General features: G+C 43.0%; 30 protein-coding genes and 1 pseudogene. 9 read left to right on the top strand and 22 right to left on the bottom strand.

The window, feature by feature from the left end:
* Positions 1 to 44: 44 nt before the first annotated feature.
* The 11 genes from sigF to NST31_RS20710 form a co-directional block, all read right to left on the bottom strand.
* The gene (gene sigF / locus NST31_RS20760) at positions 45 to 806 is read right to left on the bottom strand and encodes an RNA polymerase sporulation sigma factor SigF (RefSeq protein ID WP_077113264.1); all 762 of its coding nucleotides are present in this window, start codon (positions 804 to 806) and stop codon (positions 45 to 47) included.
* Positions 807 to 818: 12 nt separating this feature from the next.
* Positions 819 to 1,259, bottom strand: a complete 441-nt coding sequence (gene spoIIAB, locus NST31_RS20755; protein WP_077113263.1) for an anti-sigma F factor — start codon at positions 1,257 to 1,259, stop codon at positions 819 to 821.
* Positions 1,260 to 1,261: 2 nt separating this feature from the next.
* Positions 1,262 to 1,612, bottom strand: a complete 351-nt coding sequence (gene spoIIAA, locus NST31_RS20750) for an anti-sigma F factor antagonist (RefSeq protein ID WP_077113262.1) — start codon at positions 1,610 to 1,612, stop codon at positions 1,262 to 1,264.
* Positions 1,613 to 1,721: 109 nt separating this feature from the next.
* Positions 1,722 to 2,888 carry a D-alanyl-D-alanine carboxypeptidase family protein gene (locus tag NST31_RS20745; protein WP_077113261.1) on the bottom strand — a complete coding sequence of 389 codons (1,167 nt, stop codon included), beginning with the start codon at positions 2,886 to 2,888 and terminating at the stop codon, positions 1,722 to 1,724.
* Between the two features lie 479 nt (positions 2,889 to 3,367).
* Entirely contained in the window at positions 3,368 to 4,555 is a 1,188-nt protein-coding gene (deoB, locus tag NST31_RS20740) for a phosphopentomutase (RefSeq protein WP_339163011.1), read from the bottom strand.
* Between the two features lie 95 nt (positions 4,556 to 4,650).
* Positions 4,651 to 5,541, bottom strand: a complete 891-nt coding sequence (xerD, locus tag NST31_RS20735; RefSeq protein WP_077113259.1) for a site-specific tyrosine recombinase XerD — start codon at positions 5,539 to 5,541, stop codon at positions 4,651 to 4,653.
* A gap of 5 nt (positions 5,542 to 5,546) precedes the next feature.
* Entirely contained in the window at positions 5,547 to 5,774 is a 228-nt protein-coding gene (locus NST31_RS20730) for a YqzK family protein (RefSeq protein WP_339163008.1), read from the bottom strand.
* Positions 5,775 to 5,922: 148 nt separating this feature from the next.
* Complete coding sequence (locus NST31_RS20725; RefSeq protein WP_077113257.1) at positions 5,923 to 6,402, bottom strand: Fur family transcriptional regulator; 480 nt, start codon at positions 6,400 to 6,402, stop codon at positions 5,923 to 5,925.
* A gap of 102 nt (positions 6,403 to 6,504) precedes the next feature.
* A complete protein-coding gene (gene spoIIM, locus NST31_RS20720) occupies positions 6,505 to 7,152 on the bottom strand; it encodes a stage II sporulation protein M (RefSeq protein ID WP_077113256.1) in 648 nt (215 codons plus the stop codon).
* Positions 7,153 to 7,253: 101 nt separating this feature from the next.
* The gene (locus NST31_RS20715; RefSeq protein ID WP_339165635.1) at positions 7,254 to 8,414 is read right to left on the bottom strand and encodes an endonuclease Q family protein; all 1,161 of its coding nucleotides are present in this window, start codon (positions 8,412 to 8,414) and stop codon (positions 7,254 to 7,256) included.
* Positions 8,414 to 8,962 (bottom strand): NUDIX hydrolase, encoded by a 549-nt coding sequence (locus NST31_RS20710; protein WP_077113255.1) that lies wholly within the window; start codon positions 8,960 to 8,962, stop codon positions 8,414 to 8,416. The genes NST31_RS20715 and NST31_RS20710 overlap by 1 nt, the downstream gene beginning before the upstream one ends.
* A 72-nt stretch (positions 8,963 to 9,034) precedes the next feature.
* Between NST31_RS20710 and mciZ the strand changes: the two genes are divergently transcribed.
* From mciZ to NST31_RS20685, 5 genes and pseudogenes are all read left to right on the top strand, one after another.
* Positions 9,035 to 9,169: a Z-ring formation inhibitor MciZ gene (gene mciZ, locus NST31_RS20705; RefSeq protein ID WP_077113254.1), complete on the top strand. Its 135-nt coding sequence runs from the start codon at positions 9,035 to 9,037 to the stop codon at positions 9,167 to 9,169.
* A 50-nt stretch (positions 9,170 to 9,219) separates the two neighbouring features.
* Positions 9,220 to 10,146 (top strand): aldo/keto reductase, encoded by a 927-nt coding sequence (locus tag NST31_RS20700; RefSeq protein ID WP_339163003.1) that lies wholly within the window; start codon positions 9,220 to 9,222, stop codon positions 10,144 to 10,146.
* Between the two features lie 8 nt (positions 10,147 to 10,154).
* Positions 10,155 to 10,608, top strand: a pseudogene (locus NST31_RS20695) (GNAT family N-acetyltransferase).
* Positions 10,609 to 10,880: 272 nt separating this feature from the next.
* Positions 10,881 to 11,207: a helix-turn-helix domain-containing protein gene (locus NST31_RS20690; protein ID WP_077113251.1), complete on the top strand. Its 327-nt coding sequence runs from the start codon at positions 10,881 to 10,883 to the stop codon at positions 11,205 to 11,207.
* A gap of 323 nt (positions 11,208 to 11,530) precedes the next feature.
* On the top strand, positions 11,531 to 11,698 hold the full coding sequence (locus tag NST31_RS20685) for an anti-repressor SinI family protein (protein ID WP_083717669.1): 168 nt from the start codon (positions 11,531 to 11,533) through the stop codon (positions 11,696 to 11,698).
* Between the two features lie 81 nt (positions 11,699 to 11,779).
* Here the strand turns inward: NST31_RS20685 and NST31_RS20680 are convergent, their stop codons facing one another.
* From NST31_RS20680 to NST31_RS20670, 3 genes are read right to left on the bottom strand one after another with little or no spacing between them, the layout of a single operon-like run.
* On the bottom strand, positions 11,780 to 12,442 hold the full coding sequence (locus NST31_RS20680) for a CoA transferase subunit B (RefSeq protein WP_339163001.1): 663 nt from the start codon (positions 12,440 to 12,442) through the stop codon (positions 11,780 to 11,782).
* A gap of 19 nt (positions 12,443 to 12,461) precedes the next feature.
* On the bottom strand, positions 12,462 to 13,151 hold the full coding sequence (locus NST31_RS20675) for a CoA transferase subunit A (RefSeq protein ID WP_077113508.1): 690 nt from the start codon (positions 13,149 to 13,151) through the stop codon (positions 12,462 to 12,464).
* A 22-nt stretch (positions 13,152 to 13,173) separates the two neighbouring features.
* Positions 13,174 to 14,370: an acetyl-CoA C-acetyltransferase gene (locus tag NST31_RS20670; RefSeq protein WP_339162999.1), complete on the bottom strand. Its 1,197-nt coding sequence runs from the start codon at positions 14,368 to 14,370 to the stop codon at positions 13,174 to 13,176.
* Between the two features lie 216 nt (positions 14,371 to 14,586).
* Between NST31_RS20670 and NST31_RS20665 the strand changes: the two genes are divergently transcribed.
* The 3 genes from NST31_RS20665 (at position 14,587) to NST31_RS20655 (ending at position 17,378) form a co-directional block, all read left to right on the top strand.
* Positions 14,587 to 15,243 carry a 5-bromo-4-chloroindolyl phosphate hydrolysis family protein gene (locus NST31_RS20665; RefSeq protein ID WP_083717668.1) on the top strand — a complete coding sequence of 219 codons (657 nt, stop codon included), beginning with the start codon at positions 14,587 to 14,589 and terminating at the stop codon, positions 15,241 to 15,243.
* Complete coding sequence (locus NST31_RS20660; protein ID WP_077113248.1) at positions 15,236 to 16,414, top strand: toxic anion resistance protein; 1,179 nt, start codon at positions 15,236 to 15,238, stop codon at positions 16,412 to 16,414. Before NST31_RS20665 ends, NST31_RS20660 begins: the two co-directional genes overlap by 8 nt.
* Before the next feature lie 61 nt (positions 16,415 to 16,475).
* Positions 16,476 to 17,378, top strand: coding sequence for a hydroxymethylglutaryl-CoA lyase (locus tag NST31_RS20655; RefSeq protein ID WP_339162995.1), 903 nt, complete (start codon positions 16,476 to 16,478; stop codon positions 17,376 to 17,378).
* A gap of 2 nt (positions 17,379 to 17,380) precedes the next feature.
* On the opposite strand, the gene NST31_RS20650 is transcribed toward NST31_RS20655, so the two are convergent.
* The 5 genes from NST31_RS20650 to NST31_RS20630 form a co-directional block, all read right to left on the bottom strand.
* On the bottom strand, positions 17,381 to 17,701 hold the full coding sequence (locus tag NST31_RS20650) for an iron-sulfur cluster biosynthesis family protein (RefSeq protein ID WP_339162993.1): 321 nt from the start codon (positions 17,699 to 17,701) through the stop codon (positions 17,381 to 17,383).
* Between the two features lie 345 nt (positions 17,702 to 18,046).
* The gene (locus NST31_RS20645; protein ID WP_339162991.1) at positions 18,047 to 18,988 is read right to left on the bottom strand and encodes a hypothetical protein; all 942 of its coding nucleotides are present in this window, start codon (positions 18,986 to 18,988) and stop codon (positions 18,047 to 18,049) included.
* A complete protein-coding gene (locus NST31_RS20640; RefSeq protein WP_077113245.1) occupies positions 18,969 to 19,487 on the bottom strand; it encodes an RNA polymerase sigma factor in 519 nt (172 codons plus the stop codon). The genes NST31_RS20645 and NST31_RS20640 overlap by 20 nt, the downstream gene beginning before the upstream one ends.
* Before the next feature lie 55 nt (positions 19,488 to 19,542).
* Entirely contained in the window at positions 19,543 to 19,875 is a 333-nt protein-coding gene (locus tag NST31_RS20635; protein ID WP_339162990.1) for a YolD-like family protein, read from the bottom strand.
* A gap of 28 nt (positions 19,876 to 19,903) precedes the next feature.
* Positions 19,904 to 21,166 carry a UV damage repair protein UvrX gene (locus tag NST31_RS20630; protein ID WP_077113244.1) on the bottom strand — a complete coding sequence of 421 codons (1,263 nt, stop codon included), beginning with the start codon at positions 21,164 to 21,166 and terminating at the stop codon, positions 19,904 to 19,906.
* A gap of 347 nt (positions 21,167 to 21,513) precedes the next feature.
* On the opposite strand from NST31_RS20630, the gene NST31_RS20625 reads away from it, so the two are divergent.
* Positions 21,514 to 22,869, top strand: coding sequence for an aldehyde dehydrogenase (locus tag NST31_RS20625; protein ID WP_077113242.1), 1,356 nt, complete (start codon positions 21,514 to 21,516; stop codon positions 22,867 to 22,869).
* 451 nt (positions 22,870 to 23,320) lie between these two features.
* Here the strand turns inward: NST31_RS20625 and fba are convergent, their stop codons facing one another.
* The 3 genes from fba to NST31_RS20610 form a co-directional block, all read right to left on the bottom strand.
* Positions 23,321 to 24,190 (bottom strand): class II fructose-1,6-bisphosphate aldolase, encoded by an 870-nt coding sequence (fba, locus tag NST31_RS20620; RefSeq protein ID WP_339162986.1) that lies wholly within the window; start codon positions 24,188 to 24,190, stop codon positions 23,321 to 23,323.
* A gap of 320 nt (positions 24,191 to 24,510) precedes the next feature.
* Positions 24,511 to 25,470 (bottom strand): transketolase family protein, encoded by a 960-nt coding sequence (locus NST31_RS20615; RefSeq protein ID WP_339162983.1) that lies wholly within the window; start codon positions 25,468 to 25,470, stop codon positions 24,511 to 24,513.
* Between the two features lie 2 nt (positions 25,471 to 25,472).
* On the bottom strand, positions 25,473 to 26,309 hold the full coding sequence (locus tag NST31_RS20610) for a transketolase (protein ID WP_077113239.1): 837 nt from the start codon (positions 26,307 to 26,309) through the stop codon (positions 25,473 to 25,475).
* Between the last annotated feature and the right edge of the window lie 128 nt (positions 26,310 to 26,437).

Here is a 26,437-nt window from a genome sequence, read left to right as displayed (position 1 = left end):
ATGTTCATGCATTTGAAGTGAACAATAAAAAAAGAGCGCATGGATTACGTCGGCTCCATACGCTCTTTCATTTGCTCCAATATTTTTTTTTCAAGACGGGAAACTTGCACTTGCGAAATGTCCAATCGTTTGGCCACTTCTGATTGGGTTTGGTCCTTATAGTATCTTAAATAGACAATCAGCCGTTCTCGTTCATCCAGGCCTCGAATCGCTTCCTCAAGAGCAATTTTATCGAACCACTTATGATCAGCCTGGTCAGACAGCTGGTCCATCAGTGTAATGGGGTCGCCGTCGTTTTCATAAACGGTTTCATGGATAGAGGCGGGAGATCGTCCGGCGTCTTGCGCCATGATGATATCTTCGACCGTTACACCGAGATGATCTGCGATTTCGGATACGGTTGCGACTTTTCCATTTTTCTTGGCAAGCTCATCTTTCGTTTTTCTGATCTTATTGCTTAATTCTTTTAATGACCTGCTTACCTTCACTGTCCCGTCATCGCGAATAAAGCGCTGAATTTCCCCGATAATCATTGGAACAGCATACGTTGAAAATTTCACATCATAAGAAAGGTCGAATTTGTCAACTGATTTTAAAAGCCCGATGCTGCCAATTTGAAATAAATCATCCGGTTCATACCCTCGATTTAGAAAGCGTTGGACGACTGACCATACAAGCCGCATGTTTTTTTCAACAAGCAACTCTCTCGCTTCTTGGTCGCCAGCCTGGCTTCTTTTAATATATTCTTTTACTTCCTCGTCAGTTAAAAAAGGGGCATTTGCATTTTTTTTAAGCTCCACATCCATAGGCGCGGCTCCTTAGTTGCATAACGCTTTATTTTTCGTTACATACTTGATTAAGCGAATGGTTGTGCCTGTACCAGGGTGTGATTCAATTTCCAGGTGATCCACAAAATTCTCCATGATGGTAAATCCCATTCCGGATCTTTCCATTTCCGGCTTCGTTGTAAACAATGGCTGTCTGGCTTCATCAATGTCTCGAATGCCGACACCGTTATCCCGTATGACCAAATCCACCTTTCCATCCTCTATGGCTGCCGAAATATAAACAATTCCGGCCGGGTTTTGTTCGTAGCCATGGATGATGGCATTTGTAACAGCCTCTGACACGACTGTTTTGATCTCCGTCAATTCATCCATTGTCGGATCCAGTTGAGCAATAAAGGCGGCGACAGTCACTCTCGCAAATGATTCATTTTGGCTTAGTGCACTAAACTGAATTTTCATCTCGTTCCTCATTGTTAAGCAACCCCCAATCTTTCAAGTGCAAATTGCTCTGAAGATTCAAAACGGACAATTTTAAAAAGACCGGACAATTCAAACAATCTCTTTACCGGCGGAGAAATAGAGCAAACAACCATTTCTCCTTTTTTTAATTTGATTTGCTTATATCGGCCCAGGATGACCCCAAGCCCTGAACTATCCATAAAAGTAAGCTTTTCGAGGTTTAAAACGAGATGTAAGATGTCATTCTTTTCCATTTCCATACTGATTTTTTCTCGCAGCATTTCCGCGGTGTGATGATCCAGCTCCCCGGATAGACGAATGCACAAGACGTCTTGTTTTACTTCCATTTCCATTGTCAAACCCACTATGCACAGCCTCCTTAAATGTCAATAGTGAGTCAATTCTACCTTTATGTTCCGGATTCCTTCCTCGTGACAAAACTAGAAGTAATTCGCTAAAGTATCTCAAATATCGTTATTTTGATTGTGTAAATAATCCGAAAGACCGTTTATATAACTGCCACCAATTTGCTTTTTCCACGTTTTTTTCAGCGACAAGCGGAGCGGACAGCAATTGCTTTCCGTTTTTTTCAATAATGATTTCTCCGACTTCGTCACCTTTTCTTAATGGAGCCTTGAGGTTTTTATGCAGTTTTACTTTCGTTTGAAAATCTTTAGCTTCCTCATCTTTTTTCGTCAAAATGGAAATGGGTTCTGCGGTTTTGGCATTGACTTCCTTCAACGAACCTTTGCTGATTTTTGCTTTTCCAAGCACTTCATCCTTTGGATAAAGGGAGTGGGAAGCATATTGTGAAAAAGCATAGTCAAGCATTTTTGTAATCTGGGTATTTCTGCTTTTGGATGTCGGTGCTCCAAATACGACAGCAATGACACGCATCCCGTCTTTTTTCGCAGTGGCTGTAAGGCAATACTTCGCGTCGCTCGTAAAGCCGGTTTTTAATCCGTCCACACCGGGATAAAAGCGGACGAGTTTATTCGTATTGACAAGCCAGAATTTTTTATCTGTATCCTCCCGTAAATACGATTCATACAACTTCGTAAAATCTGTGATTTCTTCATGCTTTAACAATTCTTTTGCCATGATGGCCATGTCATGTGCGGTGCTGTAATGATCTTTCGCTGTCAATCCTGTCGTATTTTGAAATTTGGTATCTTTCAACCCCAATTCCGCTGCGCGCTTGTTCATTTTCTCTACGAAAGCTTCTTCACTTCCCGCTATTCGTTCGGCAAGTGCAACAGAGGCATCATTTGCGGAGGCAATGGCGACACCGAGTAACAGCTCCTTGACTGTCATCTCTTCACCAGCCTCAAGAAAGATTTGTGATCCCCCCATAGATGCAGCATACTCGCTCGTCCTGATTTTTTCGTCAAGCTTGAGCTGTCCGCTGTCAAGCGCCTCCATGACTAACAGCATCGTCATCACCTTCGTCATTGATGCGGGCGGCAATTTTTCTCTGCTATTTTTCTCATATAAAACAGCTCCTGTATCACGCTCAATTAAAATGGCTGATTTCGAATCATCCGAGAGTTCAGTTTTTTTCTCTTCTGCCGATACGGGCTTGAATATAAAAGCTGTGGCGAGTAGCAATAAAGATAAGAATAAAACGGCGAACCTCTTCATCCTAACCCCTCCAATTATTCTTTTAAAAACGGGAAAGTTTACCAACTATCCCCATTCTCTCCTGGAAGAGTTTTTTTATACGATGTTTTATAAAAAAGAATGAAGTATGCTTATCACCCGAGAAGCATTCAACTACTGGCATAGTGCACAGACTACTGTATGAGGTACAGGGTTCCCTGGCTTACCTTTATTCCCGAGATCTTGTTTAGGAAAATGAAACGATCTGGCGCTGTGAAGACTTCCATGATTGGAGGAAAAGAAGCACATTGCTGTCATTATGGGGGGCATTACATTTCGATAGAAGAGGAAGAGAATCCAAAGGCCGAAAAATCCGCCAATTTATACAGCTACAGTCTCCGGTCACGCTTTCACAACCCGGTGACCGGTTTTCCATCGTTCTGCCTGGAAGGACCGTATAAATAAAAAATCAGGTGGAAGAGATAGGTTTTCTTCCACCTGATGATAAGATCATTTCGTGATTAGAGAGGGTCCTCGATTAACAAGTCTAAAAAACTGTCTCCGGCACCGGTCCATTTTAACCGGAAATTGGCGGCAACTGTTGCGCCGACATCAGCGAAAGATTTGCGGATTGGCAGTTCTCCCCCTCTTTTAAACCTTTTTGAATACACTAATAGCGGAACATATTCTCTTGTATGGTCGGTCCCATGATGTGTCGGGTCATTACCATGATCCGCTGTAATGATCAATAAATCATCGTCTTTTAATCTTTCAATGATTTCCGGAAGCCGTTCATCAAACTGTTCGAGCGCTTTTGCGTATCCTTGTGGATCACGTCTGTGTCCGTATTTGGCATCAAAGTCAACCAGATTGATAAAGCTGATCCCGTTAAAGTCTCTTTGCATTGTTTGAATCAGCGTGTCGACCCCTTCCATGTTGGAAGTTGACCGGAATGACTCGGTTATTCCTTCCCCATCGTAAATATCATGTATTTTTCCAATGGCAATCACGTCGAATCCGGCATCACGCAAGTGATTCAAGACAGTTGGCTTGAACGGCTTTAAAGCATAATCATGACGGTTGGCAGTTCTTTGAAAATGACCGGGTGCTCCAATAAAGGGCCGGGCAATCACACGCCCTACTTTAAACTCGTCCGCCAAAGTGATTTCTCGCGCCTTTTTACATATATTATACAACTCTTCAAGCGGGACCACCTCTTCATGGGCGGCAATTTGCAAAACAGAATCAGCCGATGTGTAAACGATCAAGGCCCCGGTTTTCATATGTTCCGGGCCAAGCCTTTCAATGATTTCCGTTCCGCTTGCCGGAATATTGCCGATAATGGACCTGCCTGACGCTTGCTCCAATTTGGTGATCAATAGCTCCGGAAATCCGTTAGGAAATACTTTAAACGGATGGCTCGTAATTAAGCCCATTAATTCCCAATGCCCTGTCATCGTATCCTTTCCCATCGAAGCTTCCCGCATTTTCGTATAGTAGGCAAGGGGCGGATCAGCCTTCTCAATTCCTTTGATTTCCTTTATATTGGAGAGGCCAAGCCTGCCCATGTTGGGCATATGTAAACCGTTCATATTTTCGGCGATATGTCCGAGCGTGTCTGCCCCCATATCTCCGAACTCTTTTGCATCCGGTGCTTCTCCTATCCCTACAGAATCTAAAACAATAATATGAATTCTTTTATATGACATTCCTTGGGCCTCCCTGAATTCAAATGTTGTATGTAACAGTATTATACCCGCTCAGGAACATCAAAAAACCACTTTTGCCTATAGCATAAGCATACTTAAGCGCGGGGGTGGTATTTTGCATACATATCTTTTAATCTCTTTTTTGATACATGTGTATAAATTTGAGTAGTGGATATGTCCGCATGGCCAAGCATTTCTTGGACGGCCCTTAGATCGGCGCCGTTTTCCAGCAAGTGAGTGGCAAAGGAGTGCCTGAAAGTATGCGGAGTGAGTTCTTTTTTGATGTTTGCCTCCGCGGCTATTTTTTTTACGTTTTTCCAAAATCCTTGCCTTGACATCCGTTTTCCATGATGGTTTAAAAATAAGGCGTTCGTTTTGTATTTTTTCCGCAACTTTGGTCTCGCGTTTCGCAAGTATGTTTCCACTGCCTCAATCGCGGCGGAACCGATCGGAATGATTCTTTCCTTATTGCCCTTCCCGACGCAGCGAACAAATCCAATCGTCAAATGAACATCATCCAAATCCAAGTTCAGCAGCTCGGTTACCCTTAAACCGGTTCCATACAAAAGCTCCAGCATGGCCCGGTCACGCATGCCAAATACGGTTGTCGAATCCGGTGCTTCCAACATCGTTTGCACTTCAGTGATGGACAGAACCTTCGGCAGTACTTTCTCCTGCTGCGGCGATTCGATATGAATAGTAGGATCGCGCTCTGCAATCCGTTCTCGAAGCAAAAATTGATGGAAGGAGCGAATGGAGGCGATATGCCTTGCCAATGTTCGCGTTGATTTTCCTTCTCCCTTTAGTTGGCCCAGAAATTGGATAATATGCATTCTGGTAATATCATTATACTGTTTCAGCCTTAACACACTTTGAATATAATGAAGATAGCTTTCCAAATCACGTTCATAAGATTTTATCGTATTGTCTGCCAATCCCTTTTCTACAACCATAAAGTGGATAAAATCTTGAAGTTCATCTTTCATGTTCCCTACTCCCCATTTAAGTAAAAAAGCATGAGACGGGAAAACCAGCCGTTTTTTTCTTCCCCGCCTTGCTGAATCACCTTGATGGCCGTTCCCTCCGGTTCGTCATAACGGCGGTAATTCTCATATTCCTGGCTTATCAAAATCATACCATAATAAAATAAAATCGTGCACGCAGCAAATAATAAAAACACTCTAATGGTACTAAAGATCATCTTGAAAAAGTTCCCCATTTGAAACCCAACCTTTATATCTTTTATTCAAATTATTCCGTATTACCATGATATGCATATCTTGTCCCCATTTATACCTGCACGGTTGGGAAAAGCATCAATGGGCAACAAAAAACGCCTTTTCCTCCTGTTCCGGAAAAAGGCGTTACTATTCTTTATCACGTTTATCATTGGCTTTTTTAGGATCTGGTTTTCCTTGACAGCGCCAGCAAATCCCGTGAAAAGTCAAGCGATGGTCTTTAATTTTAAAATTCCAGTCATGCTCGACGACTTTTTCCACATCTCCAAGCAAATCTTCCTGGATTTCGTCGACTGTCCCACACTCAATACAGATGAGGTGGTGGTGGAAGTGATCAGCTCCCTCTTGCCGTAAATCATAACGGGAAACCCCGTCTCCAAAATTAATTTTATCCACTACTTTTAATTCCGTAAGAAGCTCCAGCGTCCTATATACCGTAGCAAGGCCTATTTCCGGCGATTTTTCTTTGACCAGAAGATAAACATCTTCCGCGCTCAAGTGATCGTCTTCATGTTCAAGCAGCACCCTTACCGTGGCTTCACGCTGGGGAGTAAGCTTATAGCTTGCGGAATGTAGTTGTTTTTTTATTCTTTCGATCCGACTTTCCATCTTATGTATCCTCCCTCGCCACTGTCTTTTATATTATAGCAGACAAAGGCTAATAATCAAATTAAAATCATTATAAAATGGAGGCCGGATTCATTGAGAATGCTATCCTTGAAGCGAGGCTAAAATGGACTTCATCAACACCGGTGCAGCATAGGCTTCGATGCTCGCAGCCACTGTGATAACAGCAACCACAGCTATATACGACATAAAATAACGGGCAAATTCAGGAACGATCCGATAGGAAAATCCCTGCCTGACAAATATTTTTCTGATTAACTTAATTGAAAATGCAATTGATATCGCCCCGATAAAAATATAAACAGGGATGATAAGCAAGTTTTGCGGCAGCAGTGTTACAAAAGCCAACAATAGTCCATTCCAACCCATTTGATGGACAAGAAAACCTACTGAAAAACCGATAGTCACCCCTTTTAAAAAGAGCAAAATTAATATTAAAGGGAATCCGATGATAGAAATGCCGAGCAACCACATTAGTCCGACAAATTTCACATTATGAAAAAAACTGATTTTTAACAGCTCTTCTGACTTGCCGATCTTTCCATCGGCAACTTGTCCAAAAAACTGATTCAAGTAATAAAACAAATCTTCTTTTTGCGCGACGGACAAACTGTTCACGATGATGGCACCGAAAATGATGCCCATCACAAACAAAACCATAATAAAACAGTAAATAGAAAAGTAGAATTGTACATGACGCGTGATAAAATTAGAAGAAAACCGTTTCCGCATTTGCTGCTTCCCCCCGTTCTACGATTGTTACATCTTATGAATGGGGACCACAGCATATGACTCAATGGCAACAGTTTTCTCTTTGTGAAAAGATTGGAAAATCACCGCTTGGCAACTTTTCCGTACCGCCCTCCACCACCTGCTTCGAGCTCAAGCCCGCCCTTTCTTGCTTGTAGAATGAGATCTGAAAGTTGTGGCTTGATGACTGCCTGTAAATCTTCTCTTGTCACACGATGCAATATGTTCATTTCAGAGCCGAAGTGATGATATAATGTTTCCTTTGTTTTTGGGCCAAGCCCCGGTAAAAAGTCAAGCGGCACTTGATGAATATAAGGGGGGCGTGTTGGAGGCGTACCGCCTTTCGCCAACTCAGCAATCCTTTCCGAAACACCTTTTGTAAACTTTTTCGACCCGCATTCGCTGCAAGTATCCCCTTCCTTTACTGTGAAGCATTTGGCACATGCCGTTCGATAATATTTGCCAAGAAAAGGATTTAGCCCGTAATTTTCAACAATATGATGCCCATCAAGTCGATGCATCATTTTTTGAATGGACCGGAACGTCGGTGATGCCAAACGCACTTTTTGATACTCTCTTGCCATTTTCGGGAGGGAATGGGCATCCGAATTGGAGAGGAAAACATAGTGATGCAGTTCGTTCATTTGATCAGCCATCGCGGTATCGGAACTTAGCCCGAGTTCCATTGCATCAATTTGATTCGGTGCAAATACTTCTGTTAAAGATTGTTTCACCCCTTTTCCATATAAGCTTTTGAATGGGGTGAACACATGGGCGGGAATAAACAGCCCGCCGAGGGAGCGCACAGTCTCTTGAACGGTCACAGCACTCTCATATACGCGTTGTGTGCTTAGTTGAATATTTGTTACCCGTTCGGAAAGCCAAGCAGAAAAGTCCGTCAACGACTGCAATGTGGGAAAATAGGCAAGAACATGAATCGGACCGCTGCATTTTTCATCCAACAGTTCCATTTCAGTACCAGGGATCAGGGTCACATCTTCTTGAAACCGAAAGCCGCCCTCTTTCAATTCTACCAGTTCATTGGCGTTCAAAAGCATGGTCATTTCTTCTATTACTTCGGGTGAGTGGCAATCTATGACTCCGACAATATCCAATCCTTTTGGAAAGCGGGCCGCCTTTAAAATGTTGGTCAAAGTTAAGTTTTTGGCTGCCGTAATTTTCACCGGTTTGCCTGTATACGTTCTTCCGATATGTATATGCAGGTCGGCAAAATAATCCTTCATCATTGTTTTTGTCCCAAAAGCTCCATGAATTGGACAGCAAAAACAGTTTTGGCATCGTAAATGCGCTTATCATGAATATACTGTAAAGCTTCATCCAAGGTTACTTCAAATAATTCTACAAATTCATCATCGTCCCCATTTAAAGGATTCTCCACTTTCTCCAAGTGCTCTGCATAATAAAGATGGATCACTTCATCGGCAAAACCAGGTGATGTATAAAATGAAGTAATATATTTCATTTGTCCTGCCCGGTATCCCGTTTCTTCTTCCAATTCCCTTTCAGCCGTTACAGCCGGATCTTCACCCGGCTCCAACTTTCCCGCCGGTATTTCTAGAAGAGATCTTTCGAGCGCCTTCCGATATTGTTCAACCATAACTATTTTTTTATCTTCCGTCACCGCTATAACGCCTACTGCACCTGGGTGGCGCACTATTTCACGTGTTGATGTATTTCCATCAGGAAGCGCAACCTCGTCCACCTGAACACTTATGATGTTTCCTTGAAAAATTGGCTGTGAACGGATTGTTTTTTCTTCAAATTTTTTCAACTTTCTCAGCTCCCTGTTCTATTTCTTTTCTGGATTCTCATATATTTTACCATACACCAGGGAGGGATTGCCGTGAGAGTGATCATTGGAGAAAAACGGATCGTATTATCAGGAAAAGCTTGGGAAATTCAAGCTCTTTTGAAGAAATACGCTAGGAAGCATCAGTTTTTGAAGGATTGGCTGGACTCCTGCACATTGATTGAATAGGCATACCGCATTTCGTTACAATAGATGCTGAATAGAAAGGCGGGATGTGTATGGAGAAACGGAAACTTGGAAAATCCAATTTATGGGTGTCAAAAATGGGCCTCGGCTGCATGTCACTCGGGACAGACGAAGTGAAGGCAGCCGGGATCATTGAGGCCGCCATTGAGGAAGGTGTAAATTATTTCGATACAGCCGATTTATACGATTATGGCGTCAATGAGGAAATGGTCGGAAAAATACTTGCTCCCTTCCGCGACGAAGTCATCATCGCCACGAAAGTCGGTAATCGATGGAACGAGCAAAAAGACGGCTGGCGCTGGGATCCATCTAAAAAGTATATAAAAGAGGCTGTCAAAAACAGCCTGCGGCGTCTGAAAACCGATTATATCGACCTGTACCAATTGCATGGCGGAACAATAGAAGACCCCATTGATGAAACAATCGAAGCTTTTGAGGAATTAAAAGCCGAAGGACTCATCCGATTTTACGGCATTTCCTCCATTCGGCCAAATGTCATTCGGGAGTACGTAAATCGTTCCGCCATCGACAGCATCATGATGCAATACAATCTCTTAGACCGGCGTCCGGAAGAATTGATGCCGTTTCTGACAGAAAATGATGTCAGTGTTGTCACACGAGGATCTGTCGCAAAAGGCATGTTGAGTGATAAAATGCTCGAATTAAGAGAAGAGCAATTCGAAGAACTGGAATACCTCAACTATTCTGCGCAGGAGCTGTATGAATTCTATGAAAGTGTAAAAGCGAAGCTGTTAAGTCGTTCCGACAGGACGCTCAATGAATTGGCTCTTCAATTTAACTTATCCAATTCATCAGTAGCCGCTGTTGTAGTCGGCGCCAGCAGCATTGAACAAGTACGGGATAATGCCCGGGCTGTAAACGCACGTCCCTTATCAAATGAAGAAATGGGCATCCTCTCCATATTAACGAAAAACAATCGGTATTCCAGCCACCGTTAATATCTAAGGTGTTCATTAGAAAAGCAAAATGCCAAGATAGTAATTTATTAAGTCATTTATCATTTAGCTTATAGATCAAAAGCTTACTGGGGATATTCTGAAGAATTCCTACAAAAATGTAAAGATGATTTGACTATTACGAAAGAGTATATAGAAAAAAATCCTGTTTATTTACTGGAAAACGATAACAATTTAGTAGCATTTTATAGCTTCTCTATACATGACCGGAAATTAGAAGCGTTATTCATTGATCCCGCTTATATAGGTAAGGGATTGGGAAGGTTTATGTGGGAAGATTTATTAAACAAAGCGAAAGCATTAGGGATAAGCGAATTTACTCTTCATAGTGAACCTAAAGCAGAAGGCTTTTATTTAAAAATGGGAGCGAAAAAGATCGGGATAACTACATCTACTGTTTTTCCTGACCGTAAGCTCCCACTTATGAAGGTTCATGTAATATAAGGATATAAATCTCAAAAATCCGGATCCAAAAGTAATCATTTTTAATATATATTGATATTGTTTTATCAATTTTTTTATTCCTTATTATTGGCAAGACCCGATAAGAATGGTGGAACTTTAACTGCTTCTATTGAATGCCGGAATTGACCTGAAAGCAATACAAAAGTTTTACGGAAGAAGGCGACACCTATATAAAATGATTCGTTGAAAGATTGGCTCTATTCATCGACATTACATATATGGTATAATGGCCTTTGAGTAGGTGACCGCATATGATTGGCCAAAGAATCAAACAATATCGCACACAAAAGAAAATGTCATTATCTGAAATGGCAGAAAGAGCTGGTATTGCCAAATCTTACTTAAGCTCCATTGAACGGAGTATCCAATCCAATCCATCTATTCAGATATTGGAAAAAATTTCATCAGTTCTTGATATCCCAGTTCATTTTTTGCTCCACGGAGAAGCAAAAAATGGTCACTGTGCACTCGACCCAGATTGGGAAGAACTTGTCCGTGAAGCAATGGCCTCCGGAGTTTCTAAAGAAGAGTTCCGCGAGTTTTTAGAATTTAATAAATGGAAAATGAGAAATAAATAACGCCCGGTCGTGAGTGCCGGGTGTTTTTGTCTTGATGACGCGCCAATAGTTCCGTTGCATCGTGAAAAATGGCGCTCATGCATGGTCGATGACCAAAGCTTCCTCTCTGCCCGGATTTCCTGCTTTCCTCCAAATATCCTTTTTTCTCGAATGCTTTTCATACTAAAAACATGGAAAAATGCTAAATATGACGTGTTTTGTCTAATTTTCGTTCTCTATTAAGCAATTACGTCCTTTTCCTCTCCATTTCGTCACTTTATAAAGAACGTTCCGTTCCCTATAATGAACGTTATGGGGAAATAGAGTTGTATAGGGGGTCTTTCATGAGAGAAGCACAAAACAGACAGAAAAATAGCCAAAAGCTCGATAGCGAATGGGTAACGCTTCTGATGGAAGCAAAGCGACTAAATATAACCCCGGATGAAATTCGCCGCTTCCTTAATAAAAAATCCAAAACCTTTCAGCAAGATGATTTCGACAAAAAATCATAGTTTCTGAGAGAAAGATCCATAGACCTAAACATGAGACGGCTTGATTTCCGCGAGAGGAACAAGCCGTCTTTATTTTGCTCTTTAATATGCACTCATCGTAACATCCGGATCTACTTGCAATTCCGGCTCGGTTGATGCTTTTACATCCTCTATTGAATATCCCTTGGCCACTTCTTTAAGTACTAATCCGGATTTCGTTACATCTATCACCGCCCGGTCGGTAATGATCCGGTCGACGACCTGCTTGCCTGTTAAAGGCAGGGAACATTCATTTAAAATTTTCGGTTCGCCGTTTCTATTGACATGCTCCATGATGACAATCGTTTTTCCGGCTCCATGAACCAAGTCCATGGCTCCGCCCATCCCTTTGATCATTTTTCCAGGGATCATCCAGTTGGCCAAGTCGCCATTTTTTGACACTTCCATTCCACCCAAAATAGCAATATCCACATGTCCGCCCCGAATCATCGCAAATGATTCGGCACTGTCAAAATAAGCTGCACCTGGAATGGCTGTCACTGTTTCTTTCCCGGCATTGATTAAGTCAGCATCCACCTCATCTTCTGTCGGATAAGGGCCAATTCCGAGCAAACCATTTTCCGATTGCAACACGACTTGTTTATTTTCAGATATATAATTGGCAACCAACGTAGGCATACCGATGCCGAGATTCACGTAAAAACCGTTTTGAATTTCTTTTTCTGCCCTTTTGGCAATCTGCTCCCGAATGGCAGCTTTGCTCATCACGTATTCCTCCTTCTCCTTATGCTCTGATCGTTCTTCTTTCAATCCGCTTTTCAAGGCTTCCTTGGATAATGCCTTGTACGTAAATGCCAGGTGTATGAATACAATCGGGATCGAGATCGCCTATGTCAACGAGCGTTTCGACTTCAGCAATCGTTACTTTGCCCGCAGCGGCAATCATCGGATTGAAATTGCGTGCTGTTTTTCGGTAAACAAGATTTCCCATCTTGTCTCCTTTCCAAGCACTGACGAGACTGAAGTCTGCCGTTAACGCTTCTTCCAATACATACTCCTTTCCATTAAATATCCTGACTTCTTTTCCTTCCGCTACCGGAGTGCCGACGCCTGCAGGCGTATAAAAAGCCGGGATGCCCGCACCACCCGCACGAATTTTTTCTGCAAGCGTTCCCTGCGGTGTCAATTCCACCTCAATTTCACCAGCCAACACCTGGCGCTCAAATTCTTTATTCTCTCCCACATAAGAGCCGAAAATTTTTTTTATTTGTTTATTTTGCAAGAGAAGCCCAAGCCCCCAGTCATCGACTCCGCAGTTATTGGAGATAACCGTTAAATCTTTCGCTCCTTTTTCCACAAGGGCCAAAATAAGATTTTCGGGGATTCCGCACAGGCCAAACCCTCCAACCATCAATGTTGAACCATCCGTAATTTCGTCCACAGCGTCCCGAAATGATGTAAAAATCTTCTTCATGTCATTCTGTCCTCCTTTGTTGTTATTTTTGTGCTTCCAATTCAACAACCGTGGCTACTCCTTGGCCGCCGCCAATGCAAAGTGTGGCCAGCCCTCTTTCGGCTCCCCTTCTTTTCATTTCATGGATCAACGTTACAAGAATTCTTGCCCCGCTCGCTCCGATTGGATGGCCAAGGGCAATGGCTCCCCCGTTAACATTCAAGATAGAGCGATCAAACCGCAGCTCCCTGTCGACAGCCAGCGACTGGGCGGCAAATGCCTCATTCGCCTCGATCAAATGAATATCTTCCATGGCTAACCCCGCTTTTTGCAAAGCTTTTTTCACAGCCGATACAGGTCCAATCCCCATAATGCTCGGATCAACGGCCGCATTGGCGTTTGCCTTGATCGTTACTAGCGGCTCCATCCCAAGCTGCTCGGCTTTTTCCCTAGACATGACAACAACGGAAGCTGCTCCGTCATTAATTCCGGAAGAATTCCCTGCGGTAACGCTTCCATCTTTCTTAAAAGCAGGCCTTAATTTGCCAAGCGTTTCAACGGTTGTTCCTTTTCGCGGATATTCGTCCGTATCAAAAGCGACCGGCTCTCCTCTTCGTTGCGGAACCATAACGGGTACAATCTCTTCTTTGAACTTCCCTTCCTCAATGGCTCTTGAAGCTTTCTCCTGGCTTAATGCCGCAAACTCATCTTGTTCCTCACGTGTAATGTCATATTTGTCGCATAAGTTTTCGGCTGTAACCCCCATATGATAATTGTTGAACACGCAGGTCAAACCATCGCTCGTCAAGCTGTCGATCAGCTTTTGATCCCCCATTTTGAATCCATCTCTTGCGTTTTTTAGTAAATAAGGAGCTTGTGACATGTTCTCCATGCCGCCAGCCACAACAATATCCGCTTCACCGGCTATGATCGCTTGGGCAGCCAAATGAATAGCTTTCAAGCCCGAGCCGCATACTTTATTAATCGTCATGGAAGAAACATTTTCAGGAATGCCCGCCTTCATCGCAGCTTGTCGTGCCGGATTTTGCCCCAATCCTGCTTGCAGTACATTCCCCATAATGACTTCATCAACATCTTCTGGTTTTACTCCGGCTCTGTTTATTGCTTCTTTAATTGTTGCTGCCCCCAATTCAGGCGCCGAAACATTTTTCAACGCTCCGTTAAAACTTCCAATTGCCGTGCGGACGGCACTGACAATCACGACATCTTTGTTGTTCATGCTTAAAGCCTCCTTTTTAAGCGATCTATCATGTTACCTTTTCGTGAAAGGTTGAAAAAATCCTCTTTTTATTTGGAAGGCCATCTAAAAATCTACATGTTTCCCGCTTTCAATGCTGCACGTTATTCCTTATAATAGAAGGGAATGAAACTTTTGTCGCAAATATACGTATAACATGACAGATATTAAGCAAGTAATGGACAGGAGTCGATACAATTGAGAGCTTTTTATTCTTTTCTCCTAGGAATGTTATCAGCCGGAGAAGCTTTTCTCATCTGGCTTATTTTATTTCTTGGCTTTGATTTTGCCTTTCTTCCGTCCGCCGGCATTTCTCTCTTGGCTGGCGCCTTGACATTTTTCAGTATAAAATGGATTTCCGACTATCGCTTTTTAAAGAAAAACCGATTAACGAGAAAAGAATACGCATATATACAAAAAAATCTGCATGAGGCGAAAAAGAAGGTTGGCCGTTTGCAAAAAGCGTTTTTCAGTGTCAGAACTTTGGGCGCCTTTAAACAACTGTATGAATTGAGCAAGCTTGTAAAACGGATGTATACCATTGTCCATAAAGATCCTCGCAGATTTTATCAATCGGAAAGATTCTTTTTTTACCATCTTGACTCTGTTGTGGAACTATCTGAGCGTTACGCCCAGCTTGCTGCACAGCCTGTAAAAAATGAACAAATATATCTTTCTTTAAAAGAAACACAAAGCACCCTCGAAGATTTAAGCGAATCAATCAAAAAGGATATTTACCAAGTTCTTTCTTCGGATGTGGATGATCTGCAGTTTGAACTGGATGTAGCACGCCATTCGTTAAAAAAACTCGAATACCACCCTCTCGATGATGAAAGGAGCACTAAGAATGAGTGAAGTAAATAAAGAAAAAGTCTTAAAAGATGAATTTACAAACGGGCTTGATGACTTGCTCGCCAACCCGTTTGGCGAGCAAGAGCTTGCCTTACAGCCCCAGGCTTCCGAACAAGAAACAGCGAAACCTGCAAAGCTGATAGAAGCCCTTCCGGAAGACAGCAAAAAAAGAGCCGTTGATCTGGCCAAACAGATTGATCCTGCCAACCACCAGGCGATCATTTCCTACGGAACACAGGCACAATCCCAGTTGTTAAACTTTTCAAGCTCCATGCTAGAGCATGTCCAAAATAAAGATATTGGTCCCATCGGCGATATCTTGAATGAGCTGATGGGCAAATTAAAGTCGGTCAATCCGGAAGAGTTGACGCCTGAGAAGAAAAATTTTTTCTCGAAAATGTTTGGCAAGATTTCCAACTCGATTCAGGAGGTTATGTCAAAATATCAAAAAACCGGGGCTCAAATAGACCGTATTTCGATTAAACTCAACCAATCGAAAGAGGTACTGCTCGATGATTTGAAAATGCTTGAACAGTTATATGAAAAAAACAAAGAATATTTTCATGCGCTGAACATCTTCATTGCCGCCGGCGAACTGAAACTTGAAGAAATTCGGAAGGAAACGATTCCCGCACTAAAGAAAAAGGCGGAGGCATCCGGAGACCAAATGGCCTTTCAGGATGTGAACGACATGATGCAATTTGCGGACCGTCTTGAAAAAAGACTGTACGATCTCAAGCTAAGCAGGCAGATCACGATTCAAAGCGCCCCGCAAATCCGCATGATTCAAAATACAAACCAGGCACTTGCCGAAAAAATCCAGACTTCCATCATGACAGCCATCCCGCTTTGGAAAAACCAGATTGCGATTGCGTTGTCGCTCATTCGCCAACGCCAGGCAGTGGAAGCTCAAAAACAAGTTTCGAAAACGACGAACGACCTGTTATTAAAAAATGCAGAGATGCTGAAGTCCAATACGATTGAAACCGCCCGTGAAAATGAACGTGGCCTAGTGGATATCGAAACATTAAAGAAAACACAGGCAAGCTTAATTTCCACGCTTGAAGAAACGATCAAAATCCAGCAGGAAGGCCGGTCAAAACGGGCACAAGCTGAGCAGGAACTATTGACAATGGAAAATGAATTAAAGCAAAAATTACTCAGCCTACAGTAATTTTTAACAAACAACACCGCCGGACATCATCAGTATTGTCCGGCTTTTATATTAAAAGGAGATGTTATCATTGAACTTTCCAAAAGAGGTTGTGATTATTGAAGTAGGCCCTCGTGACGGTCTGCAAAATGAACCGCAGTTTGTTGATACAGAGATCAAAAAAGCATTTATTCAAAAGCTGGCCGCGGCCGGGATCAAAGAAATGGAGCTTACTTCCTTCGTTTCTGCAAAATGGGTGCCGCAAATGAAAGATGCCGGGGAAATTGTCCAGTCCGCTCCCGAAGGAGTTCGCGGAATTGTGCTTGCACCCAATCGGAAAGGGATTGAGCGGGTGCTAAAAACATCTTGCAAATCAGTCGCCGTTTTTGTCGGCGTCAGCAATACGTTTAATAAGAAAAATATTAACAAGTCCACAAGAGAAAGTATGGCAGAATTACAACCGCTCATAGAGGAGCTAAAAGCAAAAAACTTCTTTGTCAGAGCATGTATTTCCACATCTTTTTATTGCCCGTATGAAGGAAAGATTCAAGAAGACGACACACTTGCACTTTGCCGGGAATTCGTTGCAGCCGGAGTTGATGAACTGAGTGTAGCCGATACAATTGGCATGGCTGCGCCACACGAGTCCTATTCTCTCTTTTCTCGATTAAAAGAGGCGTTGCCGGATGTTTTGCTTGCAGCCCACTTTCATGATACAAGAAAAATGGCGCTGGCCAATACATACGCAGCGCTTGAAGCCGGAGTAAACCGTTTTGATTCATCAGCCGGAGGCCTTGGCGGCTGTCCATTTGCACCGGGTGCAACCGGCAATGTGGCTACGGAAGATGTCGTGTATATGCTAGGTCGAATGGGCATTGAAACGTCCATTGATCTTGATAAACTCGTGGATGCGGTCGATACGGTTGCACCAGTGATTTCCAGACAGATCGACACGGGTTATTACCGTCTCTCCAAACAGGGATGAGATTAATCTAACAGGCTCATTCTGCCATTCAATATTTCATTTGGGCTTGTCAGCTGGAACGTATGGCTTTCATCCGAAAAATCGATTTCCATGTTTGAGTCTAAATAAATAAGTTTTGACTTCTCAATCACGAGCGGCATTTCATTCGTCTCAACAACCAATTCATCTTGGACCATTTCCCGCAATTTTTCAAATGTGAGCGCGGGAATGCCGCTCATCGTGCAGCCATCTGCTTCATACAGTAATTTTAATGCCAAGTCCCTGTCTCCGAGTTTGTCTTTGATTTTTTCTGCTGCTTTTTGAGTAATTGTAACCGTTATCATTCGATGCCGCCCTTTCATAAGTTTGTAGCTCGTTATTCTTCTAATGTGTTCCCTATAAGATATTATGACATTTTAGATGACGGTTTATGAGATGGAAAAAGCGAGCGCAAATCAAAGTGATAGCTCATGAACCGTACCGGGTTCCCGGAAAATTTCGAACTGATTGATGTGGGTAAAAACGTTTCGAAGCGATACAAGTACTTTCTTTATGCCGATGTGATGAATCGTGACGAAACACAGTAAGGACATTCGAGTTCCGCGTACGGGCTGAAAAAATGGCTGAAATAACAGCAAAAAAGCGAGAAGCACGTATGGGAATATTCGCTTCTCGTTTAGCTGCCCGTATCAATTTGTAAAAGGCTGTGTGCTATCTCCGTTGATTTTTAATACCCAAGTCCCTTTTTTGGGAAACGCCAAGTTTCCTTCATACAAATAAATCGGCTTGTTTGTTACAGCATCTATCCCCTTTCCCGTGTTAACAAACAGGGATTCATCTGCTAATGTTCCAGTATCATCCAACAACTGTACGCTCACTTTTTCTTGCTTCTCTCCCGTTCCCTCCATCACTATATTGTTTTTCTTGCCTATTGCCAGCTCTTTTGGAGAGTCAACAAGTGTAAAATGCTCCGTTGCCGGAAATGGGGGCAGCACTTCCAAAGTGAACTCTGCAAACAGCTTTTCGTCGATAAAAAAAGACAGTTTCCATGTTCCCTTCGTCGGGAATGGCTCAAACCTGGTTAAAGCGTGACCGTCTTCTCCGTACAAGCCATCTACGAGTTCCCCCCTTGCCAACATGATTTCCTGTTGACCGTTTGTCGCTGTCACTTCATACTTTTTCCCCGGAAGATCAGCCTGATCGTCCCAGAAATACAGCATTAATTTGGCAACTCTTCTTTCATCTTTTGCGACAAAATGGTCAAACGACTGCAAAATACCGACTCTTCCTTCAATGCCGATTGCCTCTTGAGATGCATCAGAAAATCGAAAGGGCTTTCCTTCCGCTACCTCTATTCCAATCTCCTGCTCAGCCTTGTCCATTGTCATTTCCCGGCTTTCCTCGATCTTATTTGTCACCGTGTCCCGTTGTTGGCCATTCAACTGAAATTGTGCCAAAGCGAGGACGATGATGACGGCAGACGCGAAAACAATGGATAATCCCGGTCTGAATTTCGGCTTCCGGACCTGCTCCCGATTCCGCAACTTTTGTAAAATATCCCGTCTTTGTTCCGTTGATAATGAATATTTAGGAAGGTTCTTTAGTTTCTCTTCAATCTGCTGTTCTCTCAAAGTAAAATCCCTCCTTTTCTAAAATATCTCTCAGCTTTTTCAATGCCCGGTGATATGTCACGTTCACTTTATTTCCGCTGCATTTTAAAATGTCGCTTGTCTCCTTTGAAGACAATTCCAAAATGCCCCGTAAAATGACGACCTCTTTATAAAACGGCGAAAGCTGCCGTATCGACTTGTAAAGTTGCTCATGCTCCTGATTTTTGATAACGAGCTCTTCCGATCCATTCGAGGAATGCGGCTCATTGGTTACATACTGTTTAATTCTATTCCAAACCTGGTTTCTTCGATATTTGTCAATGACCATATTCCTGGCAATGGAAATGAGCCATGTTTTTGGATGGGATTCTCCTTTAAATCTTGACATTTTTTTCATGGCAATCAGAAATGTCTCCTGGACATAATCTTCCACGTCACGGGAGCCTGTCAAATAAATCAAAAAGCTTGTAATATCCCTTTCATACATTTCAAACCACTGTTCTATGCAATCCTCTTTCACGCTTCCCCCTCCCCTCTTTATATTAGACGACCACAAGACGAAAACATTACAGTCTTTATCCGATCAATTCTATATGTTCGATTTGCTTCAATAAAATCCGCTGTACATGACCAGATCGGTCCACGATCCGAAATTCTTTTTTTACAGAATCAAAATAATGAATTTTCCCGGCAATCTGTTTAGATTGGCGATGTGAAAAATAGGTAATGTTGACCTCTTTGGCAAACTCCATCGCTTCTTCCGCCGCTAGATTCAGTTGCTCCAGCTTCTGTTCATCCAATTGCCTTTTTGCATCCCACGTATCTTCTTTTGCCCATTCTCGGAGCATTTTGACATGCTCCGGAAGCATAAGAGAGTTCCACTTTATATTTCCCCGGTCCCGAATCATTTTCCTGCCCCCATTTCCATCACCATTGTCATGCTTTGTGCCCTCCAACAAGACCCGCTCTTATTCGTGTTGTCCCTGCTTCTGTGTAAGAAACTGCGCGAAGAAGCGAAGCAGTCCCGTGCCGGCGGCGAATATGATCCATCACATATCCCAGCTCCCTCTTTCGTATTTGATTCGGTTCAAACAAGTTAAGCTGATATGTGCCATGATCCGTCATATTGGAAAGCGCGATAGAAATCTGTCGGACCGACTTTCCATTATAATGGGCTTCAAACAAGTCAAGACATACCTTATACACAGTCATTGTGACGTTCGTTGGGTCCTCCACCGATTTCGAACGAAGAAACCCTCCTCCGAACTCTTTTTCACTATAACCGATCCCGAGGCTGATTGTCCTCCCCGCCTTTCCGTGCTCGCGGGCGCGCCGGGCCACCTCTTCACACATTTCCAGTATAACCGCGGCAATCTCATGCTTTTTCTTATAATCACGCAACAGTATTTGACTTTTTCCAAAGCTGATTTGCCCCGCCATCATTGGAGCGCCAAGCTCGGACAAATCAACACCCCATGCATGATAATAAAGCTGCGTCCCCATGATCCCGAATTTTTTCTCAAGCAAGGCCGGATTATAAGCCGCAAGCTGGCCCACGTTAAAAATCCCCATGTTGTTCAACGTTCTCTCCATCCTTCTCCCAATCCCCCATATTTTTCTGAGAGGAGACACTGTCCACAATTTTTTCGGCACATCTTCATATGTCCATTTTGCGATACCGGTTTTTTTCGCTTCCAAATCAAGACAAAGCTTGGACAAAAGCATATTAGGCCCTATGCCGATTGAACATGTAAGCTGAAATTCCCGAAATATTTCATCCCGAATTTTTTGAGCGACTGTCCAGGCATCCCCCCATAACTGCATCGTTCCATCCAATTTGAGGAAACTTTCATCCACACTATATACATGAATCGCTTCTTTTGGGACATACCGGTTCAACAAACGGGTAATTTCCATAGAGACTCGCAAATAAAGCGCCATTTTTGCCTCAACTCGCCGGATATTTTTATCTGTTGGAATTTCAAATAAACGAGAGCCCGTTTGAATGCCATAATCTTTTTTCAAGCGGGGGGAAGCCGCTAATACCACACTTCCGGGCTGTTGCAAATTCCCGACAACTGCCAAATAACATTCAAGAGGGTCAAGACCATGCATAACCGCGGCGCAGCTTGCATAAAAGCTCTTCATGTCGATGCACAAGATGTTGTGATGCGGCAGCATCCGATAGTCGATTTCCATGCTTCACCCTCCAAAACGGAACGTTTGTTCTATTATACGCATCATTGTAGACCAATAGACCCGCTTCTTCAATGGAATCTATTGCCAGGAAGCGAAAAGGCGTTGTTTAGCAGTGTAGTTCCAGCAAAGCAGAGGCCAGTGCTCCAAAAGTTTATTCCTGCATGTGCGGGGGGCGGATGCCGCAAACTCCTTCGGAAGGGCCCGCTACGGATAACCAAAACCAAACTATTGTTTGCAAAACAAGTCGTATATTATATCATTGGTATCAAGCATATAATTTGAAGCATGTTTTTTCGTATCATTTTAAAAAAAGCAAATTACTCCAGAATATATAAGGAGAGTGCCATATGGATTCATTTCTTGCGCTTATCAGCAGTCAACGGGATTTTTTCCGTACAGGGCAAACAAAAGATATACCTTTTCGTCTCCAGTCACTTCAAACATTCAGAAATGCCGTCAAGCTGTACGAAAAGGAACTTATGGCCGCACTTAAAGCAGACTTGAATAAATCCGAGTTCGAAGCATATACGACAGAGATCGGGATGATCTTAAAAGAACTCCGTTTCACGATGCGCCAACTCCGCTCTTGGACAAAACCGACTAAAGTGAAAACCCCCATCACCCATATTGGTTCCACAAGCTATATTTATCCTGAACCATACGGGACGGCGCTGATCATTTCTCCGTGGAATTATCCGTTCTTGCTTGCAGCCGCACCTTTAATTGGAGCAATTGCGGCAGGTAACTGCGCTGTTATCAAACCATCGGAGCTGACTCCGCGAACATCAGCCGTTTTTGCCAAAATGATCCAAGACGTTTTTCCAAGAAAATATATCGCGGTAGTGCAAGGCGGCGTGGAAACAAGTGAAGCTCTGCTCCGGGAAAAGTTTGACAAGATTTTTTTCACTGGAAGTGTGTCTGTTGGAAAAGTGGTCATGAAAGCTGCTGCCAGGCATCTTACCCCGGTAACACTGGAATTAGGTGGAAAAAGTCCTTGTATTGTTCATGAAGATGCCAATTTGAAACTGGCTGCCAAACGGATTGCTTGGGGGAAATTTACGAATGCTGGACAGACCTGTATCGCACCTGATTATGTATACGTCCATCAGCGAATCAAAGACAAGTTTTTAGGGCTTTTAAAAGAAGCTATTGATGAAATGTACAGTGGGCAAATGATCACACGGATTGTGAACGAAAAGCATTTCAACCGTCTTGTTTCCTTCCTTGATCAGGGAAGTGTTTTTACAGGCGGAAAGGCAAATCGGGAAAAGCTGTCCGTGGAGCCGACTATTCTGACAAACATTACGTGGGAAGATCCGATCATGAAAGAGGAAATTTTTGGTCCCATCCTCCCTGTTTTGGAATATGGGGAGTTGAACGAGGTGATAGAAGGAATTCATCAGCACCCGAATCCGCTTGCGCTGTATCTGTTTTCTAAAGGTTCCGAAACGAAAAAAGAAATAGTGAACTCCGTTTCTTTCGGGGGCGGCTGCATCAATGATACGATTTATCACTTTGCCAATCCCCATCTGCCTTTTGGCGGAGTCGGAACAAGCGGGATTGGATCATACCATGGAAAAAACAGCTTCGACGCTTTTTCCCATCAAAAAAGTGTCTTGAAGCAGACGAATTTATTTGATATCCCTTTTCGCTATCCCCATATGAAAAACGCGTTAAAGCGAATAAAGATGTTCCTAAAATAGATAGAATTTGAAAAAGACGCCCAGATAAAGGTGGAAGTCAAAAAAATTAATGCGTCTATCTGTAACGACTCATCCGTATCGAGATGGGCTATGGAATCAAGGATAAGAGTGAGGTTTCATTTGTTCACATGAACCAAAAAGTTAAAAACTTGCTGGAATAACATCCTGGAAATGAACTGGACAATCGGGCTGATATGCCCGATTTAATGCAGCATACGCAGTTGCTTCCCAATAGGCGGGAAAAGCAGAAATATCGTTCTTACTTAAGAGAATGGCAGGAAAGATGGTGCCGAATATTTGAGACCAAATGTTGAAGCTGAAAAAGCTGGATCAGAATCGGGAAGCAGTGGTGAGGCGATCACCCATCCCTTGTCGAGTTAAGCCTGAGCCCGGCACAATACCGGGTTCAGGATTGACAAGCCGCTTTATGAAATGTTCGGTAGGAGCATTTTTAGACAGCCTCCGTTTGCGACGACCCGAAGTCACGCATTTTTCCGATGACTGTTTCTTTTATGGCTTCCCGTCCCGGGCCCATATATTTGCGCGGGTCATACACCTCTTTGTCCTTTTCTAATATGTCACGTATTTTCTTCGTCTGCATGATTTGGTTTTCTGTATTCACATTGATTTTGGCTGTTCCCAACGATATCGCCTTTTGAATATCTTTCAAAGGAATGCCTGTTCCACCATGCAAAACGAGCGGAACGCCGGTCAGGTTCATTACTTCTTCCATACGCTTAAAGCCAAGGTTCGGCTCTCCTTTGTATGGCCCGTGAACAGATCCAAGTGCGGGCGCAAAACAGTCCACCTTCGTCTCTTTTACCAACTTTTCGCATTCAGACGGAATCGCGTACATGGCTTCGGCATCATCAACAAGGACATCATCTTCTTGCCCGCCAATGCGGCCCAGTTCCGCTTCGACCGAAACACCGTGTATATGGGCAAGCTCCACCACTTTTTTTGTTAGGGCGATATTTTCCTCAAGCGGCAAATGAGAACCGTCAATCATAACGGAAGTAAATCCCGCGTGGATGGCTTCGGCGCATTTTTCAAAATTTGAGCCGTGATCTAAATGAATCGCGACAGGCACTGTTGTCCGATATTCTTCCATCAAAGCTTTTACCATAGATACTACTACTTTAAATCCGCCCATATATCTGGCCGCACCTTCAGAAACACCGAGAATGACTGGTGAATTTTCTTCTTCGGCAGCCTGTAAAATCGCTTGGGCATATTCCAAATTATTTACATTAAATTGACCAACTGCGTAATGACCGGCTTTCGCCGTATGAAGCATGGCTTTCATCGATACTAATGGCATACAAGCACTCCTTTATATAAGTGTCTATTTTAATCGTGCATCAACCTGGTCTCCTGCCTCTGGTGTTTTACTTTTTCGCCAAGATCAGGGGTAGAACCAGAACCGTTTTGATTTTTTTAAAACTGAAACTTGGCAGCCAAAAGCGTGGGAATGGGATGGGCAACTCCTTAGAATGGAGCGACTTTGCCATTCCTTTGCTTTACAAGCCCATAAATTGAATGGATTCACAAAATGAAATACCCTATAGTAAAAGATTGTACTTACGAACCTATGATTTTCCGCAAGTACAATCCTTTTTTAGCCTTCGTCTTTTTTAACTGCTATTGACGGGCTTTTTTTAATGCTCTTTTTACCGTTTCCGCAATATGACTCTCTGAAATCCCATATTTTTCCAATAATTCTTGATTAGGCGCTGATTCAGAATTACGATCATTCACTCCCACACGCAACATAGGAACAGGCTTTTCTTCCACGAGGACTTCAGCAACTGCGCTGCCAAGCCCGCCGTAAATACTATGTTCCTCCGCCGTAACAATCACACCGGTTTTCTCAGCCGCTTTTACAATCGCCTCTTTATCTAACGGTTTAATCGTTGGCATATGTAAAACAGCAATGGACAAACCTTCAGCTTGTAATGACTCCGCCGCTTTTATGGCACGACTTGTTTGGGTGCCGGTTGAAATAATGGTCAAATCGCTTCCTTCTTTTAAAGAAACGGCTTTTCCCACTTGAAACTCGTAATCATCATTAAAAATGATCGGGTACGGATCACGAGCTAAACGAATATAAACAGGACCATTATATTGATGGGCAAATTCCATCATCTTCTTCACTTCTACACAGTCTGCTGGCGCAAGTACGGTCATATTTGCAAGCGAACGGAAAATGGCGATATCCTCCAAAGACTGATGTGTTTTCCCTGTGAGTCCCGTTAACAAACCGCTATAAGCACCAATCATTTTAACATCTAAATTCGGTTGAGCAATTTGCACTTGGATTTGATCAATGGCCCGCTTCGAAAGAAAGGCAGCAAATGTAACCGCCCAAGGCTGTAAGCCCGTTGCAGCCAGACCTGAACATACGCTTAACATGTTTTGTTCTGCAATGCCCATTTGTAGAAATTTTTCAGGGTTTTGTAAAGCTACCCCGTCTATCTTCGTAGAATTTGCTAAATCGCCGTCTACAACATACACTCTTTCATCTTCTTTGGACAATTTTAATATTGTTGCCCCAAAAATATCTCTCATTGTTTCTTTTCTATCAGACAATAAACTTGCCATTTTTATCCCTCCACACTCAATTCTTGTATCGCAGTTTCCAACTCTTCATCTGTGGGAACCCTTGAATGCCAAAGATAGGCATTTTCCATAAAACTTACCCCTTTTCCTTTCACTGTATGAGCAATAATGATGGTGGGCTTGCCTTTTATTTCTTTTGCTTTATTAAAAGCGGAAGCAATCTCCTCAAAGTCATGACCATCAATGTTAATTACATGCCAACCAAAAGCTTCCCAACGATTGCCCGGTTCATGGACAGGAACTTGCCGCGCGCCATCCTCTCCGTTCCAGCCAAATTGTTGCAGTTTATTATAGTCAAGAATCGCGACTAAATTATCCAATCCATATTTAGAGGCGACATCTGCCGCTTCCCATACCTGCCCTTCTTGTGATTCACCATCTCCAACCATGCAGTAAGTCCGGAAATCTTTATGTTGTAATTTTGCTCCCAGCGCAATTCCAACTGCCCCCGAAATTCCTTGCCCCAAAGAACCAGTGGACATATCCAACCCAGGGAGAGCATTCATGTCCGGATGGGCCTGCAATCTGGAATTCAATGAATCGAACGTTTTTAATTCTTCTAGGGGCATGTATCCTCTCAATGCCATGACAGTATATAAACCAATCGCTGAATGTCCTTTGGAAAGAACAAATCTGTCCCGGTCTTCATCTCTCGGATTGGATGGGTCAATTTTCATTTCGTTGAAATATAAATAAGTTAATACATCTATAGCGGATAAAGGTCCTCCTACATGCCCCGCTCCGGCGTAATGAACAGTTTCAAGAAGATGGCGTCTGGCAAGTTTTGCCTGATTCATTAATTCTTTCGTTGATAAAGTCATTTGAAAACTCTCCTTTTCATCTATTTAAAATTAGGTTAAGCGCTTTACCTAATAGGCGGGAGGAATTAATCAACTTCATTCCTCCCAGGCAACACATGTAACTGAATTTCTTGTGAGCGATAGTATAC

Source organism: Siminovitchia sp. FSL W7-1587 (assembly GCF_037963795.1).
Taxonomy (GTDB): Bacteria; Bacillota; Bacilli; order Bacillales; family Bacillaceae_C; genus Siminovitchia; species Siminovitchia thermophila.
The sequence above is the reverse complement of the archived record's forward strand: the minus strand, read 5'-3'. Positions and strand labels throughout refer to the sequence as shown.

Coding starts and splice junctions, on each gene's coding strand:
- sigF (WP_077113264.1), bottom strand. CDS start 806: ATGGATGTGGAGCTTAAAAAAAATGCAAATGCCCCTTTTTTAACTGAC.
- spoIIAB (WP_077113263.1), bottom strand. CDS start 1,259: ATGAGGAACGAGATGAAAATTCAGTTTAGTGCACTAAGCCAAAATGAA.
- NST31_RS20745 (WP_077113261.1), bottom strand. CDS start 2,888: ATGAAGAGGTTCGCCGTTTTATTCTTATCTTTATTGCTACTCGCCACA.
- deoB (WP_339163011.1), bottom strand. CDS start 4,555: ATGTCATATAAAAGAATTCATATTATTGTTTTAGATTCTGTAGGGATA.
- xerD (WP_077113259.1), bottom strand. CDS start 5,541: ATGAAAGATGAACTTCAAGATTTTATCCACTTTATGGTTGTAGAAAAG.
- NST31_RS20730 (WP_339163008.1), bottom strand. CDS start 5,774: ATGGGGAACTTTTTCAAGATGATCTTTAGTACCATTAGAGTGTTTTTA.
- NST31_RS20725 (WP_077113257.1), bottom strand. CDS start 6,402: ATGGAAAGTCGGATCGAAAGAATAAAAAAACAACTACATTCCGCAAGC.
- spoIIM (WP_077113256.1), bottom strand. CDS start 7,152: ATGCGGAAACGGTTTTCTTCTAATTTTATCACGCGTCATGTACAATTC.
- NST31_RS20715 (WP_339165635.1), bottom strand. CDS start 8,414: ATGAAGGATTATTTTGCCGACCTGCATATACATATCGGAAGAACGTAT.
- NST31_RS20700 (WP_339163003.1), top strand. CDS start 9,220: ATGGAGAAACGGAAACTTGGAAAATCCAATTTATGGGTGTCAAAAATG.
- NST31_RS20690 (WP_077113251.1), top strand. CDS start 10,881: ATGATTGGCCAAAGAATCAAACAATATCGCACACAAAAGAAAATGTCA.
- NST31_RS20685 (WP_083717669.1), top strand. CDS start 11,531: ATGAGAGAAGCACAAAACAGACAGAAAAATAGCCAAAAGCTCGATAGC.
- NST31_RS20680 (WP_339163001.1), bottom strand. CDS start 12,442: ATGAGCAAAGCTGCCATTCGGGAGCAGATTGCCAAAAGGGCAGAAAAA.
- NST31_RS20675 (WP_077113508.1), bottom strand. CDS start 13,151: ATGAAGAAGATTTTTACATCATTTCGGGACGCTGTGGACGAAATTACG.
- NST31_RS20670 (WP_339162999.1), bottom strand. CDS start 14,370: ATGAACAACAAAGATGTCGTGATTGTCAGTGCCGTCCGCACGGCAATT.
- NST31_RS20660 (WP_077113248.1), top strand. CDS start 15,236: ATGAGTGAAGTAAATAAAGAAAAAGTCTTAAAAGATGAATTTACAAAC.
- NST31_RS20655 (WP_339162995.1), top strand. CDS start 16,476: ATGTTATCATTGAACTTTCCAAAAGAGGTTGTGATTATTGAAGTAGGC.
- NST31_RS20650 (WP_339162993.1), bottom strand. CDS start 17,701: ATGATAACGGTTACAATTACTCAAAAAGCAGCAGAAAAAATCAAAGAC.
- NST31_RS20635 (WP_339162990.1), bottom strand. CDS start 19,875: ATGATTCGGGACCGGGGAAATATAAAGTGGAACTCTCTTATGCTTCCG.
- NST31_RS20630 (WP_077113244.1), bottom strand. CDS start 21,166: ATGGAAATCGACTATCGGATGCTGCCGCATCACAACATCTTGTGCATC.
- NST31_RS20625 (WP_077113242.1), top strand. CDS start 21,514: ATGGATTCATTTCTTGCGCTTATCAGCAGTCAACGGGATTTTTTCCGT.
- fba (WP_339162986.1), bottom strand. CDS start 24,190: ATGCCATTAGTATCGATGAAAGCCATGCTTCATACGGCGAAAGCCGGT.
- NST31_RS20615 (WP_339162983.1), bottom strand. CDS start 25,470: ATGGCAAGTTTATTGTCTGATAGAAAAGAAACAATGAGAGATATTTTT.
- NST31_RS20610 (WP_077113239.1), bottom strand. CDS start 26,309: ATGACTTTATCAACGAAAGAATTAATGAATCAGGCAAAACTTGCCAGA.